The organism is Eleftheria terrae (genome assembly GCF_030419005.1).
GTDB lineage: Bacteria > Pseudomonadota > Gammaproteobacteria > Burkholderiales > Burkholderiaceae_C > Caldimonas > Caldimonas terrae.
The window spans coordinates 4402660-4422310 of record NZ_CP106951.1; the positions used below are offsets into that span (position 1 = coordinate 4402660).

The 19651-nt window shown below is 68.8% G+C and carries 19 protein-coding genes; 13 read left to right on the plus strand and 6 right to left on the minus strand.

Annotated elements, in window-relative coordinates; genetic code table 11:
* Window positions 1-114 precede the first annotated feature (114 nt).
* From N7L95_RS19690 to N7L95_RS19700, 3 genes are all read left to right on the plus strand, one after another.
* A complete protein-coding gene (locus tag N7L95_RS19690) occupies window positions 115-744 on the plus strand; it encodes a 50S ribosomal protein L25/general stress protein Ctc (protein WP_301256946.1) in 630 nt (209 codons plus the stop codon).
* A gap of 117 nt (window positions 745-861) precedes the next feature.
* Complete coding sequence (gene pth, locus N7L95_RS19695; RefSeq protein ID WP_301256947.1) at window positions 862-1500, plus strand: aminoacyl-tRNA hydrolase; 639 nt, start codon at window positions 862-864, stop codon at window positions 1498-1500.
* Window positions 1497-1913 carry a hypothetical protein gene (locus N7L95_RS19700; RefSeq protein WP_301256948.1) on the plus strand — a complete coding sequence of 139 codons (417 nt, stop codon included), beginning with the start codon at window positions 1497-1499 and terminating at the stop codon, window positions 1911-1913. The genes pth and N7L95_RS19700 overlap by 4 nt, the downstream gene beginning before the upstream one ends.
* A gap of 13 nt (window positions 1914-1926) precedes the next feature.
* Here the strand turns inward: N7L95_RS19700 and N7L95_RS19705 are convergent, their stop codons facing one another.
* Genes N7L95_RS19705 through rsmD form a run of 3 tightly spaced genes read right to left on the minus strand, consistent with a single transcriptional unit; the run spans window position 1927 to window position 3394 of the window.
* Window positions 1927-2229, minus strand: coding sequence for a YfhL family 4Fe-4S dicluster ferredoxin (locus N7L95_RS19705; protein WP_301256949.1), 303 nt, complete (start codon window positions 2227-2229; stop codon window positions 1927-1929).
* Between the two features lie 15 nt (window positions 2230-2244).
* Window positions 2245-2748, minus strand: a complete 504-nt coding sequence (gene coaD / locus N7L95_RS19710; protein ID WP_301256950.1) for a pantetheine-phosphate adenylyltransferase — start codon at window positions 2746-2748, stop codon at window positions 2245-2247.
* A 55-nt stretch (window positions 2749-2803) separates the two neighbouring features.
* Window positions 2804-3394 carry a 16S rRNA (guanine(966)-N(2))-methyltransferase RsmD gene (rsmD, locus tag N7L95_RS19715; RefSeq protein WP_301256951.1) on the minus strand — a complete coding sequence of 197 codons (591 nt, stop codon included), beginning with the start codon at window positions 3392-3394 and terminating at the stop codon, window positions 2804-2806.
* Between the two features lie 118 nt (window positions 3395-3512).
* On the opposite strand from rsmD, the gene ftsY reads away from it, so the two are divergent.
* Complete coding sequence (gene ftsY, locus N7L95_RS19720) at window positions 3513-4925, plus strand: signal recognition particle-docking protein FtsY (RefSeq protein ID WP_301256952.1); 1413 nt, start codon at window positions 3513-3515, stop codon at window positions 4923-4925.
* Window positions 4926-5103: 178 nt separating this feature from the next.
* Here ftsY and N7L95_RS19725 read toward each other — a convergent pair whose 3' ends face one another.
* On the minus strand, window positions 5104-5835 hold the full coding sequence (locus N7L95_RS19725) for a DUF2726 domain-containing protein (RefSeq protein WP_301256953.1): 732 nt from the start codon (window positions 5833-5835) through the stop codon (window positions 5104-5106).
* A gap of 75 nt (window positions 5836-5910) precedes the next feature.
* Complete coding sequence (gene ffh / locus N7L95_RS19730; RefSeq protein WP_301256954.1) at window positions 5911-7275, minus strand: signal recognition particle protein; 1365 nt, start codon at window positions 7273-7275, stop codon at window positions 5911-5913.
* Window positions 7276-7372: 97 nt separating this feature from the next.
* Between ffh and N7L95_RS19735 the strand changes: the two genes are divergently transcribed.
* The 9 genes from N7L95_RS19735 (at window position 7373) to N7L95_RS19775 (ending at window position 18500) form a co-directional block, all read left to right on the plus strand.
* Window positions 7373-8161: a cytochrome C assembly family protein gene (locus tag N7L95_RS19735; protein WP_301256955.1), complete on the plus strand. Its 789-nt coding sequence runs from the start codon at window positions 7373-7375 to the stop codon at window positions 8159-8161.
* Between the two features lie 15 nt (window positions 8162-8176).
* On the plus strand, window positions 8177-8410 hold the full coding sequence (locus N7L95_RS19740; RefSeq protein ID WP_301256956.1) for a PP0621 family protein: 234 nt from the start codon (window positions 8177-8179) through the stop codon (window positions 8408-8410).
* Entirely contained in the window at window positions 8394-10346 is a 1953-nt protein-coding gene (locus tag N7L95_RS19745; protein ID WP_301256957.1) for a sensor histidine kinase, read from the plus strand. The genes N7L95_RS19740 and N7L95_RS19745 overlap by 17 nt, the downstream gene beginning before the upstream one ends.
* A complete protein-coding gene (locus N7L95_RS19750; protein ID WP_301256958.1) occupies window positions 10343-11911 on the plus strand; it encodes a sigma-54-dependent transcriptional regulator in 1569 nt (522 codons plus the stop codon). Before N7L95_RS19745 ends, N7L95_RS19750 begins: the two co-directional genes overlap by 4 nt.
* A 32-nt stretch (window positions 11912-11943) precedes the next feature.
* Entirely contained in the window at window positions 11944-12576 is a 633-nt protein-coding gene (ampD, locus tag N7L95_RS19755; RefSeq protein ID WP_301256959.1) for a 1,6-anhydro-N-acetylmuramyl-L-alanine amidase AmpD, read from the plus strand.
* Window positions 12577-13023: 447 nt separating this feature from the next.
* The gene (locus N7L95_RS19760; protein WP_301256960.1) at window positions 13024-15942 is read left to right on the plus strand and encodes a ribonucleoside-diphosphate reductase subunit alpha; all 2919 of its coding nucleotides are present in this window, start codon (window positions 13024-13026) and stop codon (window positions 15940-15942) included.
* Window positions 15943-16163: 221 nt separating this feature from the next.
* Window positions 16164-17381 (plus strand): ribonucleotide-diphosphate reductase subunit beta, encoded by a 1218-nt coding sequence (locus tag N7L95_RS19765; protein ID WP_301256961.1) that lies wholly within the window; start codon window positions 16164-16166, stop codon window positions 17379-17381.
* A gap of 207 nt (window positions 17382-17588) precedes the next feature.
* Entirely contained in the window at window positions 17589-18110 is a 522-nt protein-coding gene (locus N7L95_RS19770) for a histone H1-like DNA-binding protein (protein ID WP_301256962.1), read from the plus strand.
* Between the two features lie 60 nt (window positions 18111-18170).
* On the plus strand, window positions 18171-18500 hold the full coding sequence (locus N7L95_RS19775; protein WP_301256963.1) for a DUF167 domain-containing protein: 330 nt from the start codon (window positions 18171-18173) through the stop codon (window positions 18498-18500).
* A gap of 232 nt (window positions 18501-18732) precedes the next feature.
* On the opposite strand, the gene N7L95_RS19780 is transcribed toward N7L95_RS19775, so the two are convergent.
* Entirely contained in the window at window positions 18733-19644 is a 912-nt protein-coding gene (locus tag N7L95_RS19780) for a carbohydrate kinase family protein (RefSeq protein WP_301256964.1), read from the minus strand.
* Window positions 19645-19651 lie beyond the last annotated feature (7 nt).

The following is a 19651-nucleotide window of genomic DNA, read 5'->3' on the forward strand; positions in this document are numbered from 1 at the left end:
GGAATGAACCGGGCGCCATGGTGGCGCCTGGCGGTGGGCCGCTGCTGCCGAAGGGCAGGTCGGGCGGCCCGTTTTGCGTCTGGTCGCGGACGCTGATGTCAATTGGAGACATGCATGAAATTCGTCGCTTTTGAGCGCCAACTGCAGGGGACCGGAGCGAGCCGCCGCCTGCGTCGCGCCGACAAGGTGCCCGGTATCGTTTACGGTGCCGGCGAGCCCAAGATGATCGAGCTGGATCACAACGCGCTCTACCACGCCCTGAAGAAGGAAGCCTTCCACTCCTCCATCCTGGAGATGGAACTGGCCGGCAAGGTCGAGAAGGTGCTGCTGCGTGACCTGCAGATGCATGCCTTCAAGCAGCAAGTGCTGCACGTCGACTTCCAGCGCATCGACCCGAAGACCAAGATCGTCAAGAAGGTCCCGCTGCACTTCATCAACGAAGAAAACTCGCCGGCCGTCAAGACCGAGAAGTGCACGATCAGCCACGTGATCGCCGATCTGGAGATCCAGTGCCTGGCGCAGCAGCTGCCCGAGTTCATCGAGGTGGACCTCGGCAACCTGAACAAGGGCCAATCGCTGCACGTCAACGACATCACCCTGCCGAAGGGCGTGAAGGTGGTGACGCACGGCCGCCCGAACCCGGTGGTCGCCACCGTCGTGGCCCCGGTCGAGGAAGTCATCGTCGAAGCCGCGCCGGCCCCCGCTGCCGATGCTGGCAAGGGCAAGGGCAAGGGCAAGAAGTAATCGGCTTGCCGCCCGCGGTTCGCTGTCCGGCGAGCCGCTGCCCCTGCATCCAGAAGCCCCGCCTTGGCGGGGCTTCTTGCTTTGGGCCCCCTGTGGGCCGAACCCATAATCGCGGCCATGATTCGACTTTTCGTGGGCCTGGGCAATCCCGGGCCGGAATATGAAGCGACCCGCCACAACGCCGGCTTCTGGTGGATCGATGCGGTTGCCCGCAAGCTCGGTGCTTCGCTGCAGCTGGAGCGCAGCTACTGGGGCCTGGTGGCCCGGGTGAACCGGCCGCTGCCCGACGTCGACGGCCCGGTCTGGTTGCTGGAGCCGCAGACCTACATGAACCTGTCGGGCAAATCGGTCGCCGCCCTGGCGCGCTTCTTCAAGATCGCGCCGAACGAGATCCTGGTGGCGCACGACGAGCTCGACCTGCCGCCTGGCGAGACCAAGATCAAGCAGGGTGGCGGCCATGCCGGCCACAATGGCCTGCGCGACATCCATGCCCAGCTGGGCAGCCCCGACTACTGGCGGCTGCGCCTGGGCATCGGCCACCCCGGTGTGAAGCACGAGGTGGCCGACTATGTGCTGCGCAAGCCGTCGCCCGATCACCGGGTGGCGCTCGAAGCGGCGATCGACCGCACCCTGCCCGCGCTGGACGCCCTGTTGCGTGGCGAGATGGAACAAGCCACACGGCAGATCCATGCGAAGCCGCCGCGGCCCAAACCGCCGCGGCCTCCCAAACCCGACGACCCCTTGACTGCACCATGACAGTGACACGCCTGCTCCTCGTGCTGTACACCCTGGCTGCCGCCGGCACTTCGGCCGCCCAGGCTCCCATCTACCGATGTGGCAACAGTTATTCGGAGCAGTCGTGTCCCCAGGCGCGGGAGGTCGTCGTGCCGCCCGCGCCCGGCGAGGATGAGCGGGCGGCCGCCGAGCAGAGCCTGCAGCGCCAGGCGACGGTGGCCGAGGAGCTGCAGCGGCGCCGGCTGCAGCAGGAGGCGCAGCCGCTGGCCGCGGGCGGCATCCGCCATGCCGCTGCAGATGCCAGGCAGGCGGCCCCTGAGGCGGACAGCCGGGGCGCGCGCCAGCGGCCCCGCTCGGGGCGCCGGCACATCGTGCGCCACGGAAAAGAGAAGGGGGCGCTGGCCGGGCCAGCGCGTCAGCGCGGCAAGCGCTGAGGCGGGGGCTGCGTCAGCCCGGGCCGCCCTGTCCGGCGTTCGCGGAGGCGGCGGCCTCGGCGCTTGCCTCACCGCGCTGCAGGCGTTCGTACTTGGTGCGCAACTGCTCCGGTGTCTCGACATGGGCCGGATTGATGGGAATGCAGCTCACCGGGCAGACCTGCACGCATTGCGGCTCGTCGAAGTGGCCCACGCATTCGGTGCAGCGATGGGGGTCGATCACGTAGAACTCGACGCCCATCGAGATCGCCTGGTTCGGGCACTCGGGCTCGCACACATCACAGTTGATGCATTCGTCGGTGATCATCAGGGCCATGGCGGCGGGTCCTCTTCAGCGGCCTTGCGCCTTCACGCGGTCGTGCAGGCGCCTCAGCACCGAGGGTGCCACGAACTTGGAGACATCACCGCCGAGCATGGCAATCTCGCGCACGAAGGTGCCCGAGACAAACTGGTACTGGTCGGACGGCGTCAGGAAGACGGTCTCCACCTCGGGCATCAGCTGGCGGTTCATCCCGGCCATCTGGAATTCGTATTCGAAGTCGCTGACGGCCCGCAGGCCCCGCATCACGACCCGGCCGCCATGGCTGACGACGAAGTCGCGCAGCAGGCCTTCGAAGGCCATCACCTCGACGTTGGCGTAAGGCCGCGCCTCTTCCCGGGCGATGTCCAGGCGCTCCTCGTGCGAGAACATGGTGCGCTTGTGATGACCGGCGGCGACCGCGATGATCAAGCGGTCGAACAAGGCGCTGCCGCGTCGCATCAGGTCTTCATGACCGAGGGTCATCGGATCGAAAGTGCCGGGATAGACGGCGGTGATGCGCTGGCTGTCAGGCATGGTTCAACTCCTCCTTGGGCGCCAGTGTACGTGTTGGGTTGCCGCCGGCCTGCCCTCAGGCGGGCGGGCCGGCCTGCTGCAGCAGGCAGAAATGCACGGCGCCGGCACGCCCCTGCCGCCACACCTGCAGCCGCAGGCTCTGCAGCTGCGCGTCGGAGGTCGGCGCATTGGCTTCCAGGTAGATCCAGCCACCCGGGCGCAGCAGCGGCGCCGCCGCCTGCAGGGCGGCATCGAAGAGGCCCGCCTCGAAGGGCGGGTCCAGCAGCACCAGGTCGAACTGCGCTGGCGCGGCCTTGCGCATCCAGCGCAAGGCGTCGCTGTTGTCGATGCGCAGCATGCCTGCCTGCAGGCGGGCCTGCAGGGCCTTGAGCTGGCGCACCAGCTGCGCATCGGTCTCCAGCATCACCACCTGGGCCGCACCGCGCGAGGCCGCCTCGAAGCCGAGCGCGCCGGTGCCGGCGAAGGCGTCCAGGCAATGCCAGCCGGTCAGGTCCTGGCCCAGCCAGTTGAAGAGCGTCTCGCGCACGCGGTCGAGGGTGGGCCGCAGGCCCGGCTTGTCGAGCACCGCGAGCTTGGTGCGCTTCCAGCTGCCGCCGATGATGCGGACTTCATGGGGCGGGGCCGGGCGGTTGGAAGGTGGGGGCATGGTGCAAGGCGTCGAAGCGCCCGGATTGTAGGCGTGTGGCTGCGATGCCAGCCTGACCTCGGGCGCCCGGGGGGCATGGCCGAGGTCTTTAGAATCGATGGCTCATCACCACGCCTTTATGTTCAGCTTCTTCAAGAAAAAGCCGCCTGCTCCCGCCCCCGAGCCCGCGTCCCCGTCTGCCGCGGAAAGCGGCGCGGCGCCGGTGCCGGCCCCCGCCCCCGCTCCCGCTCCCGAATCTTCCTTCTTCAGCTTCTTCCGCCGCTCGCCTGCTGCACCGGCTCCGGTGGCCGAGCCGGTGGCGGCCCCCCTGCCACCCGCCGCGCCGGTGCCGTCAGCTGCGGAGGTGACGGCGCCGCGGCCGAGCACGCCTCCTGCGGCAGTGCCGGTGCCGACGCCCGCACCTGTGCCCAAGCCCGCGCCGACCCCCGTGCCGGTGCCGACGCCTGTACCTGCGCCGGCGCCGGCGCCCGTCCTGGCTCCCGCTCCGACGACGCCCGCCCCGGCGCCGCCCGCCGCTGTGCCGTCGCCCCAGGCCTCGCCGGCGCGGGTGGCCGTGCCACTGGCCGCGCCCGTGCCGTCTGCGGCTGAGCCGCCGCCCGCTCCCGTCGCGGCCGAGCCCGCACCAGCCGAGGAACGGCGTTCGTGGCTGGACAAGCTGAAGGCCGGGCTGCGCAAGACCGGCAGCAGCATCACCCAGGTCTTCACCGGCACGCAGATCGACGACGCGCTGTACGAGGAACTCGAGGAGGCCTTGCTGATGGCGGACACGGGTGTGAAGGCCACCGAGTTCCTGCTCGAGGACCTGAAGCGCCGCGTCAAGGAGCGCAAGGCCACGGACCCGGCGGTGGTGAAGACCTTGCTGGCCGACGCCATCACCGACCTGCTCAAGCCGCTCGAGCGCTCGCTGGTGGTGGGCCAGCACACGCCCACCGTGATGATGGTGGTGGGCGTCAACGGCGCGGGCAAGACCACCAGCATCGGCAAGCTCACCCGCCACCTGGCGGAGGCCGACCAGAAGGTGTTGCTGGCGGCCGCCGACACCTTCCGCGCAGCTGCCCGGGAGCAGCTCGCGGTCTGGGCGGGGCGCAACCAGGTGGAGATCGTCAGCCAGGAGGGCGGCGACCCTGCCGCCGTGACGTTCGACGCGGTGAGCGCCGGCAAGGCCCGCGGCTGCGACGTGGTGATCGCCGATACCGCCGGCCGGCTGCCGACGCAGCTGCACCTGATGGAGGAGCTGCGCAAGATCCGCCGCGTCATCGCCAAGGCCGACCCCAGCTCGCCGCACGAGGTGCTGCTGGTGGTGGACGGCAACACCGGCCAGAACGCGCTGGCCCAGGTGAAGGCCTTCGACGAGGCGCTCAAGCTCACCGGGCTGGTCGTGACCAAGCTCGACGGCACCGCCAAGGGCGGCGTGCTGGCCGCCATCGCACGCGAGCGGCCGGTGCCGGTGTATTTCATCGGTGTCGGCGAGAAGCTCGAAGACCTGCAGACCTTCGACGCCCGCGAATTCGCGCAGGCGCTGCTGGCCTGAGGTGGCGGGCCGGTACGCCGGCCTGGCTTGAAGCTGTCAGGCCGCCCGGCAGGCGGACTGCCGCGTGGCTGCCGGCCTGACGCGGGTTGCAGCGCCGGCGCTTCCGTCCCCCAGCTTGCGGGCGGTCAGCCGGCCTTGCTGCCAGCCGCGGGCCCTGCCGGGGCTGGCAATGGCGGTGTCAGTGGCGCGGCCGCGGGGTGGGCCGTGCCGGCGCCTCGGGCGATGTCGGGTTGAGCGGCATCGCCGAGGAGTCGAAGTCGTCGAACCAGGTGGAGGAGGGCGGTTCCTCCAGTTCGGTGGCTTCCCATTGCTCCGACTCCTGGCCGAGGGCCGGGGCCGGCCGACGCGGCGAGGGCAAGCCGTCTGCACCCGGCGAGCCCGGTATTGCCGCCGGCGGTGCCTGCATCAGGGCCTCACGGGCGACCGCGGGGGTGGGAATGTCGTCTTCCATCCAGACATGCAGCGGAATGCCGGCGGCCAGCAGCACCCGGTCCATGCGCGCATGGCGCTTGCGGGTGCGGGGGCTTTCCTGCGCTTCGGGCTGGCGCACTTCCACCACCGCCACCACCTGCGAGTTCATGTCGCACACCACCAGGTCGGCGCACAGCTGGCCCACGCGGCGCAGCCATTCGGCATAGGAGTGGCGGGTCGGCACCTTGAGGAAGCGGGCCAGCGGCACTTGCGCGAACAGCATGTGCTCGGGCAGGGCCTTGTGCAGCGCGAGGTAGGCATCGCGCTCGGCCACGGTGAGGATGCGGGTGGGCTGGGGCGCCCAGGCCTGCAAGGTGTCCAGCGCTTCCACGCCGCGGGCCTTCGGGCGTGGCGCGGCCGGCTTGGGCCGGCGGGTCCACCACCAGGTGAACAGTGCGACCGCCGCGAGCGCGAGGACCACCAGGACTGCTTGTTGCATCGTCGTTCGTCGAGAAAAGTTGCGGCAGGACCATAGCGGCGCGAAGCGCCGGGGTCAATCGAGGAAGCAGGGGGGTCAGCGCCCCATGCCGGGCAGGCCCTTCATGCCGCCCATGCGCTTCATCATCTTCATCAGGCCGCCTCCCTTCATCTTTTTCATCATGCCCTGCATCTGCTCGAACTGGTTCAGCAGGCGGTTGACCTCCTGCACCTGCACGCCGGCGCCAGCGGCAATGCGGCGCTTGCGGCTGGCCTTGATCAGCTCGGGCTTGCGCCGCTCCAGCGCGGTCATGGAGTTGATGATGCCTTCCATGCGGCGCACGTCGCGCTCGGCACGGTCCATGTCGGCCTGGCCGGCCTTGGCGGCCAGCTCGGTCGGCAGCTTGTCGAGCAGGCCCGACAGGCCGCCCATCTTCTTCATCTGCGAGATCTGCGACAGGAAGTCGTTCAGGTCGAACCCCTCGCCGGACTTGACCTTCTGCGCCAGCTTCTCGGCCGCCTGCAGGTCGACGCCCTTCTGCACTTCCTCGACCAGCGCGACGATGTCGCCCATGCCCAGCACCCGGCCGGCATGGCGGTCGGCATCGAAGACCTCCAGGCCGTCGATCTTCTCGGACACGCCGGCGAACTTGATCGGTGCGCCGGTGATCTGCTTGACCGACAGGGCCGCGCCGCCGCGTGAGTCACCGTCGAGCTTGGTCAGCACGATGCCGGTCAGGGGCAGCGCCTCCTTGAAGGCCTTGGCGGTGTTCACCGCATCCTGGCCCTGCATCGCATCGACCACGAAGAGCGTCTCGATCGGCTTGAGTGCCGCGTGCAGCTCGCGGATCTCGGCCATCATGGCTTCGTCGATGGCCAGGCGGCCGGCGGTGTCGACCAGCAGCACATCCATATAGTGGCGGCGGGCGTGGTCGACCGCGGCACGCGCGATGTCCAGCGGCTTGTCGGTCGGCGCCGAGGGGAACCACTCGCCGCCGGCGGCCTTGGTCACCGTCTTGAGCTGGTCGATGGCGGCCGGCCGGTAGACGTCGGCCGAGACCGTCAGCACCTTCTTCTTGCGCTTCTCGATCAGGTACTTGGCCAGCTTCGCCGTGGTGGTGGTCTTGCCGGCGCCCTGCAGGCCGGCCATCAGGATCACGGCGGGTGGCTGGGTGGCGAGGTCGAGGTCGCTGATGCCTTCGCCCATCGTCGCGGCCAGCTCGCGATGCACCACGCCAACCAGTGCCTGGCCTGGCGACAGCGAGCCCACCACTTCCTGGCCCAGCGCCTTCTCCTTCACGCGCGCGATGAAGTCGCGCACGACCGGCAAGGCCACGTCTGCCTCCAGGAGCGCCATGCGCACCTCACGCAGCATGTCTTGCACGTTGCTTTCGGTGATGCGGGCCTGGCCGCGCATCTGCTTGACCAGCCGTGACAGGCGATCGGAAAGGGTAGAGGCCATGGGGTGCTGCGGGCTGCAGGACGAAGCGCCGCGAAAGTACACTGTAAGGATGATTCTAGCTTCCGGGCCCTGGGGAGGTGCTTCGGCCCCCTCTCCGATGACCATCGCAGCCAGCGTGCTGGCCTTGCTCGCCTACCTCGTCGCGGCGGCGCAGGGCGGGCGCGAGGGCGCCTTGCGCCCGGCCTTGCTGCTCGGCTGGCTGGCGCACGGCGCGGCCATCATGTTCGACACTTCGGGCCTGGGCCTGTCGCAAGCCGGCGCCCGCTTCGGCTTCGCGCCGGCACTGTCTACCACGGTCTGGCTGGTGCTGGCGGTGTATGCGGTGGAGAGTCGCGTGCTGCCGGTGCCGGGCGTGCGCCGCATCCTCGCTTCGCTGGGGCTCACCGCGGTGGCCCTCGCGCTCGGCTTTCCGGGCGAGGTGCGGCCGCACCTCAGCTCGCCGTGGATGCCGCTGCACTGGGTGCTGGGCATTGCCTCCTACGGCCTGTTCGGCGCCGCCGTGCTGCATGCCGCGCTGCTCTCGAATGCCGAGCGCCAGATGCGTGGCAAGCGCGGCGTGGTGCAGCCGACCCCCCTCGGCATGCCGCTGCTGCGGCTGGAGAAGCTGACCTTCCGCTTCGTGGCGGCGGGGTTCGTCGTGCTGTCGGCGGCACTGCTGCTGGGCTGGTGGTTCGCCGAGCCCTGGCGCTGGGACCACAAGAGCGTGTTCTCGGTGCTGGCCTGGGTGGTCATCGCGGCCTTGCTGGCCGGCCGCCAGGCCTTTGGCTGGCGCGGGCGCATGGCCGCGCGCTGGCTCTACACCGGTGCGGTGCTGCTGCTGCTGGCCTACGTTGGCTCGCGCTTCGTGATCGAAGTGCTGCTGATGCGCCCCAGCGCCGCGGCCTGAGCCCCGGGAGTCCCCATGAAATACCTGGTCCTGATCCTCGTGATCGTGCTCGTGCTCGGCTTCATGCGGGCACAGCGCCCGGCGCGGCCGGACAGCGACAAGCGTCGCCCCGCCGGGCCGGCCCCCTCGCTCCCGCGCGAGATGGTGGCCTGCCGCCATTGCGGCGTCCACCTTCCTCGCGACGAGGCCCTGCCGGGCCCCGGCGGGCCCTATTGCAGCGAGGCGCATCGCCGTGCCGCGCAAGACTGAACGCCAGGCCACCGCCGGCCGCCGGCAGGACAAGGCGCGCCAGAAAGCCGCCGGCAGCCGTCAAGGCACGCCGTCGTCCGACCTGTCGCTGCAGGGCGAGGAGTCATGGTTCGCCGCCCTGGGCGTCGCCCAGGACACCGAATTCGGCGAGGAGCGCGGCGAGGCCCGCGAGTCACGCTACACCGGCTGGACGCCACCGCAGGGCAACGACTCGCGCTTCCTGTCGCGCCAGGCCAAGCGCCTGCTCGGCACCACGCTGCCGTCGTTCCAGCGCATCTACCGCACCTTCCTGGGGGCGCGTGCGGCGGTAGGGCTGCTGCTGCTGTTCGCGCAGCTGCCGTCGCTGCTGGTCGGCGGCACCGGTGCGTGGCGCTGGCCGCAGGCCGTGTACATGGGCTATGCGATCACTGCGGTGGTCACCTGGTGGCTGGCCCGCTCGCGGGCCGAGGCCAGCGAGCAGCTGTCCTCCAGCCGGCTGCTGCGACGCCAGTGGGCGGCCAGCATCGGCGTGGACCTGGCGGTGTTCGGCACGCTGCACCTGCTGACCTCGGTCGCCAACATCAATTTCGTGCCCCTGCTGGTCCTGCCGGTGCTGATGGCGGGGGTGCTGACGCCGCGGCTGTCGGCACTTGCGGTCGCGGCAGCCGTGACCTTGCTGCTGCTCGGCGAAGCCTGGCTGCTGGTCTTGCAGGGCGGGCAGCTGGCGCCGCTGATGACACAGGCGGCCCTGGTGGGCACCGGCTTTTTTGTCGTCACCATCCTCGCCGGCGAGCTGGCCGGCCGGCTCGCCCGCGAGGAGCTGGCGGCCCGCGGCAGCATGGAGCTGGCGCGCCAGCAGGCGCAGCTGAACCGCCTGGTGATCGAGGAGATGCAGGACGGCGTGCTGGTGGTCGACCGGCGCGGCCGCGTGCGCGCCGCCAACCCCGCGGCGCGGCGGCTCATCACCGACGAGGGCCTGGTGCGGCCCGCGCCCTTCCACCTCAACAGCCACCCGGTGTGGCAGCCGCTGGCCGCCGTGGCGCGCGCGGCCTTCACCGAGGGCAAGTCGCCCGAGTCCGGCACCGAGGTGACGCTGCAGTTCGCCTCGGGCCAGTCGCGTGCATTGCGCGTGCGCATGCGCTTCACGCGGCGCCGGCAGCGGGAGCTCTCCGAGGAGCTGTGCGTGCTTTTCCTCGAAGACCTGCGCGACGTGCAGGCCCGCATCCGGCAGGAAAAGCTGGCCGCCATGGGTCGCATCTCGGCCGGCATCGCGCATGAAATCCGCAACCCGCTATCGGCCATCGCGCAGGCCAATGCGCTGCTCGACGAGGACGTGACCCTGCCGGCGCACCGCCAGCTCACGCAGATGGTGGCCGACAACGTCGAGCGCCTCAAGCGCATCGTCGACGACGTGATGGAAGTGGCGCCCGGCGGCGCGCCCAAGCAGGCCGACGTCATCGACGTGCGTGCGCTGGTGGACGCCGCCTGCCGCGAGTGGGCCCGCACGGCGCGGCTGCCGCTGGGCGAGCGCAGCCCGCTGCGGGTCGGCATGCCCGCGCAGCCCTGCGGTGCGGCCTTCGATCCGGAGCACCTGCGGCGCGTGCTGATCAACCTGCTCGACAACGCCTACCGCCATGCTTCCGGCACGCCGGGCAGCGTCGAGCTGCGCCTGGTGGTCGAGAGCCAGGTGGTCACGCTCAGCGTGGCCAGCGACGGCCCTCCGATTCCTGCAGATGTGGAGCGTTACCTGTTCGAGCCCTTCTTTTCCACACGCAGCAGGGGCACCGGGCTGGGCTTGTATATTTGCAAGGAGCTGTGCGAGCGCTATGGCGCCACCATCGACTACCGACTGCGTGGCCCCCAGCATGTTGCTCGCAATGAGTTCTTCGTCGTGATGCGCCTGGAAGCCCCCGGGGCCATCGAAGCCGCCGTTGCCAGCCCTGACCTCGCCAGATGACTCCTGCCTCCCACTACAGCCTGCTGGTCGTCGACGACGAACCAGACCTGCGAACCCTCTACGAGCTGACGCTGCTGCGCGAAGGCTATGACGTCGAGACCGCGGCCACCGTCGAGGATGCATGGTCGCGCCTGCGCGACCGCACCTACAGCGCGGTGATCACCGACATGCGCCTGCCCGACGGCACCGGCCTGGACCTGCTGCGCCGCCTGGAGGACAGCGGCCGGCGTGAGAAGGCCATCATGATCACCGCGTTCGGCTCGCCCGAGAACGCGGTCGAGGCGCTGAAGGCCGGCGCCTACGACTACCTCACCAAGCCGGTGGACCTGAAGCAGTTCCGCGCGGTGGTGGCCTCGGCGCTGGGCCGTCCCAGCGCCGCACCGCCGCCCGGCGTGGCGGCCAGCTCGGCGGTGCCGGCGCCGGCCAGCACGCGCGGCAGCGTGCGCACCGCCGCGCCGGCGGTGGTGGTCACCAACAGCAGCGGCACCATCGACCGCATGGCCGGCACGTCGGCCACCATGCAGCATGTGCGCAGCATGATCGAGAAGGTCGGCCGCAGCATGGCGCCGGTGCTGGTGCAGGGCGAGTCGGGCACCGGCAAGGAGCTGGTCGCGCGCTCCATCCACGAGTTGAGCGGACGGCGCGCGCAGCCCTTCATCGCGGTGAACTGCGGCGCCATCCCCGAGCAGCTGCTGGAAGCCGAGTTCTTCGGCTACCGCAAGGGCGCCTTCACCGGCGCCGCCGAGGACCGCGAGGGCTTCTTCCAGGCGGCCCGCGGCGGCACGCTGTTCCTCGACGAGATCGGCGACCTGCCGTTGTCGATGCAGTCCAAGCTGCTGCGAGTGATCCAGGAGCGCGCGGTGCGCCCGGTCGGGGCCGTTGCGGAGACGCCGGTGGACGTGCGCATCGTCAGTGCCACGCACAAGGACCTCGGCAGCGAGGTGCAGGGCGGCCGCTTCCGGCAGGACTTGTTCTATCGCCTCAACGTCATCCAGATCCGTGTGCCGGCCCTGCGCGAGCGGCTGGAAGACCTGCCGCAGATCTGCGACCGCCTGCTCGCCCGCATCGCGCAGGACGCCGACGTCTGGCCGCCGCCACGCCTGACCCAGGCCGCGCTGGCCCACCTCGGCCGCTATCCCTTCCCGGGGAATGTGCGGGAGCTGGAGAACCTGTTGCATCGTGCGGTCGCCCTGTCGGGCGGCGAGTGGATCGACGTGGTTGACCTGGCGCTGCCGCACGCCGTCTTCAACGAGGTGCCGCCGCCCGAACCCGAACCGGTCGCCGCACTGGCCCCCATCGCGCCGACGCCGGTGGAGCCGGCCATGCCCGTGCCGGCCGCCGCGCCGGTGGAGGCGCCGGCGGTTCCGCTGCCGAACGACCTGGCCGCCTACCTCGACGCGGTGGAGCGCGACATCCTGATCCGTGCGCTGGAGCGCCATCGCTTCAACCGTACCGCGGCCGGCGCAAGCCTGGGCCTGTCGCTGCGGCAGATGCGCTACCGCATGGCCCGCCTCGGCGTGCTGGTGGCGGAGCACGGCGTGGCGGTCGAGTCGGACGAGGGCTGAGAGGCCAGCGGCCTCCTGTGGCAATGGGCGTGATGCAGGCCGGCGACATGCTGTGGCAGGACGGCTGGTTCGGCCCCGCACGCCGGCTGCCCTCGCCCAACTTCGGCCCGCGCCCGGCAGGCGCCAGCATCGACCTGGTGGTGCTGCATTCCATCAGCCTGCCGCCCGGACGCTACGGCGGCCCCGAGATCGAGCAGCTGTTCACGAACCGCCTCGACTGGGACGCGCATCCCTACTTCGACCAGATCCGCGGCATGGAGGTGTCGGCGCACTTCGTGATTCGCCGCGACGGCGAGCTGCTGCAGTTCGTGTCGTGCGAGCAGCGCGCCTGGCATGCCGGCCGCTCCTCGTTTCAGGGGCGTGAAAACTGCAACGACTACTCCATCGGCGTCGAACTCGAAGGTCTCGAGGACGAGCCCTTCACCGGCCCGCAGTACGCCTGCCTGGTGCCGCTGCTGCAGGCCCTGCGGCAGCGCTACCCGGTGGCGCATGTCGCGGGGCACGAGCATGTGGCGCCAGGGCGCAAGCGCGACCCCGGTGCGGCCTTCGACTGGCAGGCGCTGGTGCTCTCGCTCGGCTGGCCGGCCACCTGCTTTCCCTTCGCCCCTGCCGGCAGTGACGTCACTGCCGCCGCTCCCGCACCCGGCGACTTCCATCGCCGCTGAGGCGGCCCTCTTCATCGCCTTGCAGCAAGGACGCGGCACGCACCGCGTTTTGCTTCGCATCGCAAGCATTGGCGCGGGCCTCGCTGCGGCACGCCAAGCCTGGTGCGGCCTGGCGCGGAAGTGAGTATTGCGGTGGCCGCCGAAGGCAAAAAACGGCCTCTTCGTCAAGCCCCTGCATTCCTGACGCGGACGCTATGGCTAGTGTGTTGAAGCCTGCTCGCCCCCTAGCTATAGTGTTCGTGTTATCCTCGCGCCCTCGCAAAAAATCAGCCCAGACAACAGCCCGCATGCGGGCCGACAGGCACGAAACCGCTGCCATGCAGGGGTCCTGTCGCAGCCGGGCGTCGAAGACCAACACCCGCATTCACGCCACCAGCCGCCGTCTCGGCGGCGCATCGCCTGGATGCTTTCGATATTCGTTGAGTGAAGCACATAGAAGGGGTATTCATGCAGACCGTCAGCACCAGCACCGAAGCTCAAGCGGCCGGCCACGCGCCGGGCGCCACGCGCCCCGTCGCGCCCGGCGCCTCGGCCTATGCCGCCTACCAGATCATTCGTCGCAACGGTGCGGTGGTGTCCTTCGAGCCGAACAAGATCGCCGTCGCGATGATGAAGGCCTTCCTCGCGGTGCACGGCACCCAGGGTGCCGCGTCCGCCAGCGTGCGCGAGACGGTCGACGGCCTGACCGAGAACGTGGTGCGGGCGCTGCTGCGCTCCCGCCCGAGCGGCGGCACCTTCCATATTGAAGATGTGCAGGATCACGTCGAGCTGGCGCTGATGCGCGGCGGCCACCACGAGATCGCGCGTGCCTACGTGCTGTACCGCGAGCGCCGCTCGCAGGAGCGCGCGCGCCAGGGCGAGCTGCCCGCCGCCGCTGCCGAGCCGACGCTGACGGTGCTGGACGGTGGCCAGCGCGTGCCGCTGGACCTGGGCAAGCTGCAGGCGCTGATCGAGTCGGCCTGCGCCGGCCTGGGCGCCGACGTCAAGCCGGAGCCGATCTTTGCCGAGACCAAGCGCAACCTGTACGACGGCGTGCCGATGGAAGAGGTGTTCAAGGCCTCCATCCTGGCGGCCCGCACGCTGATCGAGAAGGACCCCGGCTACACCAACGCCACCGCGCGCCTGTTGCTGCACACCATCCGCAAGGAGACGCTGGGCGAGGAAACCACCCACGAGCAGATGCACGAGCGCTATGCCGAGTACTTCCCGACCTTCGTGAAGAAGGGGGTGGACGCGGAGCTGCTGGACGAGAAGCTGCTGCAGTACGACCTGAAGCGCCTGGGCGAGGCCCTCAAGGCCGATCGCGACCTGCAGTTCGACTACCTCGGCCTGCAGACGCTGTACGACCGCTATTTCCTGCACATCGACAGCCAGCGCATCGAACTGCCGCAGGCATTTTTCATGCGCGTGGCCATGGGCCTGGCGCTCAACGAGATCGACCGCGAGGCGCGCGCGATCGAGTTCTACGAAGTGCTGTCGAGCTTCGACTTCATGTCGAGCACCCCGACCCTCTTCAACGCCGGCACCCGCCGTTCGCAGCTGTCGAGCTGCTACCTGACCACGGTGCCTGACGACCTGGACGGCATCTACGAGGCCATCAAGGAAAACGCGCTGCTGTCGAAGTTCGCCGGCGGCCTGGGCAACGACTGGACCCGGGTGCGCGCGCTGGGCTCGCACATCAAGGGCACCAACGGCAAGAGCCAGGGTGTCGTGCCCTTCCTGAAGGTGGTCAACGACACCGCGGTGGCGGTCAACCAGGGCGGCAAGCGCAAGGGCGCGGTCTGCGCCTACCTGGAGAGCTGGCACCTGGACGTCGAGGAATTCTTGGAGCTGCGCAAGAACACCGGCGACGACCGCCGCCGCACCCACGACATGAACACGGCGAACTGGATTCCCGACCTGTTCATGCGCCGCGTGATGGAGAACGGCGAATGGACGCTGTTCTCGCCCGCCACCTGCCCGGACCTGCACGACAAGTTCGGCCGCGACTTCGAGGAAGCCTACACGCGCTACGAGGACAAGGTGGCACGCGGCGAGATCAAGCTGTTCAAGAAGGTGCGCGCGGTCGACCTGTGGCGCCGCATGCTGTCGATGCTGTTCGAGACCGGCCACCCCTGGATCACGTTCAAGGACGCCTGCAACGTGCGCTCGCCGCAGCAGCACGTCGGTGTCGTGCACTCCTCCAACCTGTGCACCGAGATCACCCTGAACACCAATGACGGCGAAATCGCGGTCTGCAACCTGGGCTCGGTGAACCTGTCGCGTCACATCAAGGACGGCGGCATCGATCACGACAAGCTGAAGAAGACGGTGGCGACGGCGATGCGCATGCTCGACAACGTCATCGACATCAACTACTACGCCGTGAAGAAGGCGCGCGACTCCAACATGCGCCACCGTCCGGTGGGCCTGGGTGTGATGGCCTTCCAGGACAGCCTGTACGAGCTGCGCATCCCCTACGCCAGCCAGGCGGCGGTGGAGTTCGCCGACCGCTCGATGGAAGCGCTGTGCTACTACGCCTACTGGGCCTCGACCGAGCTGGCAGCCGAGCGCGGGCGCTACTCCAGCTACCGCGGCTCGCTGTGGGACCGCGGCATCCTGCCGATCGACTCGCTCGACCTGCTGGCCGAGCAGCGCGGCGGCTATGTCGAGGTCGACCGCAGCCGCACGATGGACTGGGACGCGCTGCGCGCCCGCATCCAGCAGTACGGCATGCGCAACTCCAACTGCGTGGCGATCGCGCCGACCGCGACCATCTCGAACATCGTCGGCGTGGATGCGTCGATCGAGCCCTGCTTCGGCAACTTGTCGGTCAAGTCCAACCTGTCGGGCGAATTCACCGTCATCAACGAGTTCCTCGTGCGCGACCTGAAGCAGCTCGGCCTGTGGGACGACGTGATGGTGATGGACCTCAAGCACTTCGACGGTTCGCTGCGCCGCATCGACCGGGTGCCCGAGGACCTGAAGCAGCTGTACGCGACCGCGTTCGAAATCGAACCCGCCTGGCTGGTGGAAGCGGCCGCACGTCGTCAGAAGTGGATCGACCAGGCGCAGTCGCTCAACATCTACATGGCCGGTGCGTCGGGCAAGAAGCTCGACGACACCTACAAGCTGGCCTGGACGCGCGGCCTGAAGACCACCTACTACCTGCGCACCATCGGCGCGACGCATGCCGAGAAGTCCACCATCAAGGCGGGCCAGCTCAATGCGGTGCCGACGCAAGGCGGCTCCGTCGGTGGCTACTCGGCAGTGGATGCAGCCGCTGCTGCAGCGCAGGCGCAGATCGCTGCGGCCGTGGCCAGCGAGCCGGCCACCGACGTGAAGTTCTGCGCCATCGACGACCCCACTTGCGAGGCTTGCCAGTAAGGCAAGGCCCGTGAGCGATGCGAGCCGCACGGGCTTGCATCGCTCACTGCCCGAGGGCGATCACACACCTCGGGCAGTACATCGATTGCGATGTCGATTCGCGTGTCTCATCAGGCGCTTGAAGCGATGCACGACCGCAACAAGTTCGTCGTGCGAATGTCAAGAAGTGCTTGGTGTTTGAACACAACACTCTCATAATTCACCGCTACAGGATGTCCACCATGTTGGCCTGGGAAGAAGAAGTCACTCCCTCGAATCATCAATCGACGAGCACCGCGCACAACCTCACCAGTGAAGCGCGGGCCATGTCCCCGTCGCCCCAACATCCGGTGTCTTCCTTCCCCACCTCTTCCTCCACGGCGGCAACGCAAGCTGCACATGCCGCATCGGCTGCATCGAGCCAGGTGCGCGCGAGCAGCGAGCGTCGCGTGAACGTCGCCGACAAGCGCATCATCAACGGCCAGACGGACGTCAACCAGCTGGTGCCCTTCAAGTACAAGTGGGCCTGGGAGAAGTACCTCGCGACCTGCGCGAACCACTGGATGCCGCAAGAGGTGAACATGTCGCGCGACATTGCGACATGGAAGGACCCCAACGGCCTGACCGACGACGAGCGCCGCATCATCAAGCGCAACCTCGGCTTCTTCGTCACTGCCGACTCGCTGGCCGCCAACAACATCGTGCTGGGCACCTACCGCCACATCACGGCGCCCGAGTGCCGGCAGTTCCTGCTGCGCCAGGCGTTCGAGGAGGCGATCCACACGCACGCCTACCAGTACATCGTCGAGTCGCTGGGCCTGGACGAGAGCGAGATCTTCAACGCCTACCACGAGGTGGCGTCGATCCGCGACAAGGACGAGTTCCTGATCCCGTTCATCGACAAGATCATGGACCTCAACTTCCACACCGGCACGCCCGAGAACGACCAGCAGCTGCTGAAGTCGCTCATCGTGTTCGCCTGCCTGATGGAAGGCCTGTTCTTCTACGTCGGCTTCACGCAGATCCTGGCGCTGGGCCGCCAGAACAAGATGACCGGCGCTGCCGAGCAGTACCAGTACATCCTGCGCGACGAGTCCATGCACTGCAACTTCGGCATCGACCTGATCAACCAGATCAAGCTGGAGAACCCGCACCTGTGGACGCCGGAGTTCAAGGCCGAGATCAAGGCGCTGTTCCTGAAGGCGGTGGAGCTGGAGTACCGCTATGCCGAGGACACCATGCCGCGTGGCGTGCTGGGCCTCAACGCTTCGATGTTCAAGGGCTATCTGCGCTATATCGCGAACCGGCGCGCCACGCAGATCGGCCTGGAGGAGCTCTTCCCGAACGAGGAAAACCCGTTCCCGTGGATGAGCGAAATGATCGACCTGAAGAAAGAGCGCAATTTCTTCGAGACCCGCGTCATCGAGTACCAGTCCGGTGGCGCGCTGTCTTGGGATTGAAGCGCGGGCACGAACGCTGCTCTCCAGGTCATGATGAAGAGATCAAGATTTGCAGCCAGTGACCAGCGGACTCAGAAACCGCAGGCACTGTCTGCCACCCCATTCACCGTACCAGGGCGTCTCTCCAAGACAGTCCAACGGGCGGTGAATCGCTGCGCTGTATCGAGCGGCGCAGTGATCTTTGCAACTTGATCAAGGAGAATCGATATGGCAACTGCAAAGAAAGCGGCCGCGAAGAAGGCTGCTCCCGCGAAGAAGGCCGCACCGGCCAAGAAGGTCGCCGCCAAGAAGGCAGCACCGGCGAAGAAGGCCGCTGCACCGGCGAAGAAGGCCGCTGTGAAGAAGGTCGCTGCGAAGAAGGCAGCACCGGCGAAGAAGGTTGCTGCGAAGAAGGCAGCGCCGGCCAAGAAGGTCGCCGCCAAGAAGGCAGCACCGGCGAAGAAGGTCGCGGCCAAGAAGGTCGTTGCCAAGAAGGCCGCTGCTCCGGCGAAGAAGGCCGCACCGGCCAAGAAGGCTGCTGCGAAGAAGGTCGCGACCAAGACCGCCGCTGCCAAGAAGCCGGCTGCCAAGAAGGCCGCTGCCAAGAAGGCTGCGAAGAAGCCCGCTGCGAAGAAGGCTGCTGCTGCGCCTGCTGCGGCTCCTGCGACGAAACCGGCCGCTGCTCCGGCTGCGAAGACCACGCTCAGCCCTCAGGCGGCCTGGCCCTTCCCGACCGGCGCGAAGCCCTGAGTCGTCCCAGCGCACTCTCAAGCCCGGCTCCGGCCGGGTTTTTTCATGGCGGCTCACAGCATGCCGAGCGGAGGTTCCCCGGTGGCGGAATGGCCGAGTTATCTGCGACGCAGCAGGCAGGGGCTGGAGATCGACCTCAGCGTGATTCCGAATGCCCGGCGCACCGAGCTGGTCGGCCTGCACGACGGTGCCTTGCGCCTTCGCCTGCAGGCTCCACCGGTCGACGGCAAGGCCAACGAAGCGGTGCTGCGGTGGCTGGCTGAGCGCCTGCAGCTGCCGCGCCAGCGGCTGGAACTGCTGCGCGGGCACAGCCACCGCCGCAAGACCGTGCTGGTGGCGTATGAGGGCGATGCGACGGTGTTGATCGAGCAGCTGCAGCCGCCGGCCTGACAGCCGTGCCCGCCAAGGGCGACAGCGGCCATGCCGTGCTGCGCAGCAGCGCGAGCGGGCCCGCCGGGGCCGGTGCGACCCCTGGGCTGGCTGGCAGGTGGCGGCGAGCCGGCCTCTGCCACGGCCACCCGCGCTGCAGCCTCAGCCGCGCATCACGGCGCGGCGCCCGGCCGGCGGCACGCCGGTCGCTCTGCCTGCGGCGCCTCCGGGGCCTTTTTGTTCCGCGGCAGCGTCAGTCGTCCAGGGCCAGCGCCGCACGATCCAGCGTGTGGTTCTGCGGTCCGTTGCAGGCGATCTTGATGGCGCCCACCCGGTTGCCCAGCTCGGCGCAGCGCTTGAGGCTCCAGCCGCGCTCCAGGCCGTAGAGCAGGGCGCCGCGGAAGGCGTCGCCGCAGCCCGTGGGGTCGACCACGCTGGTGGCCTTGATGCCGGGCACCCGCTCGGCCCGGCCTTGTGTCCAGACTTCGCAGCCCTCGGCGCCCAGCGTCACGACCACGCCCTGCAGGTGCGAGCTCGACAGCTCCGCGAGGCTCTGGCCGGTGCGCTCGGTCAGCAGCTTGGCTTCGTAGTCGTTGACGGCGACCCAGGTGGCCAGCGAAACGAAGCGCCGCAGTTCCTCGCCGTTGAACATGGGCAGGCCCTGGCCCGGATCGAAGATGAAGGGAATGCCGGCGGCCGCCAGCTGCTCGGCATGGCTCAGCATGGCCTCGCGGCCGTCCGGCGCGATGATGGCCAGCTTCACGTCGTCGCGGCGCTGCAGCTCGGTCTCGTGCGCGAACTGCATGGCGCCGGGGTGGAAGGCGGTGATCTGGTTGTTGTCCGCGTCGGTCATGATGATGGCCTGCGCGGTATAGCTGTGCGGCACGGCCCGTACATAGTCGGTGGCCACGCCCCAGCTGCGCAGGCGGTCCAGGTAGTCCTGGCCGTCGGCGCCCAGGGCTGCCACCACCAGCGGCTCGCCGCCCAGCAGCTTGTGCGTGTAGGCGATGTTGCCGGCACAGCCGCCGAACTCGCGCCTGAGCGTGGGCACCAGGAAGGAGACGTTCAGGATGTGGATCTGCTCCGGCAGGATCTGCTCCTTGAAGCGTCCGTGGAAGTTGGTGATGGTGTCGAACGCGAGGGAACCGCAGATCAAGGCAGACATGAAAGAC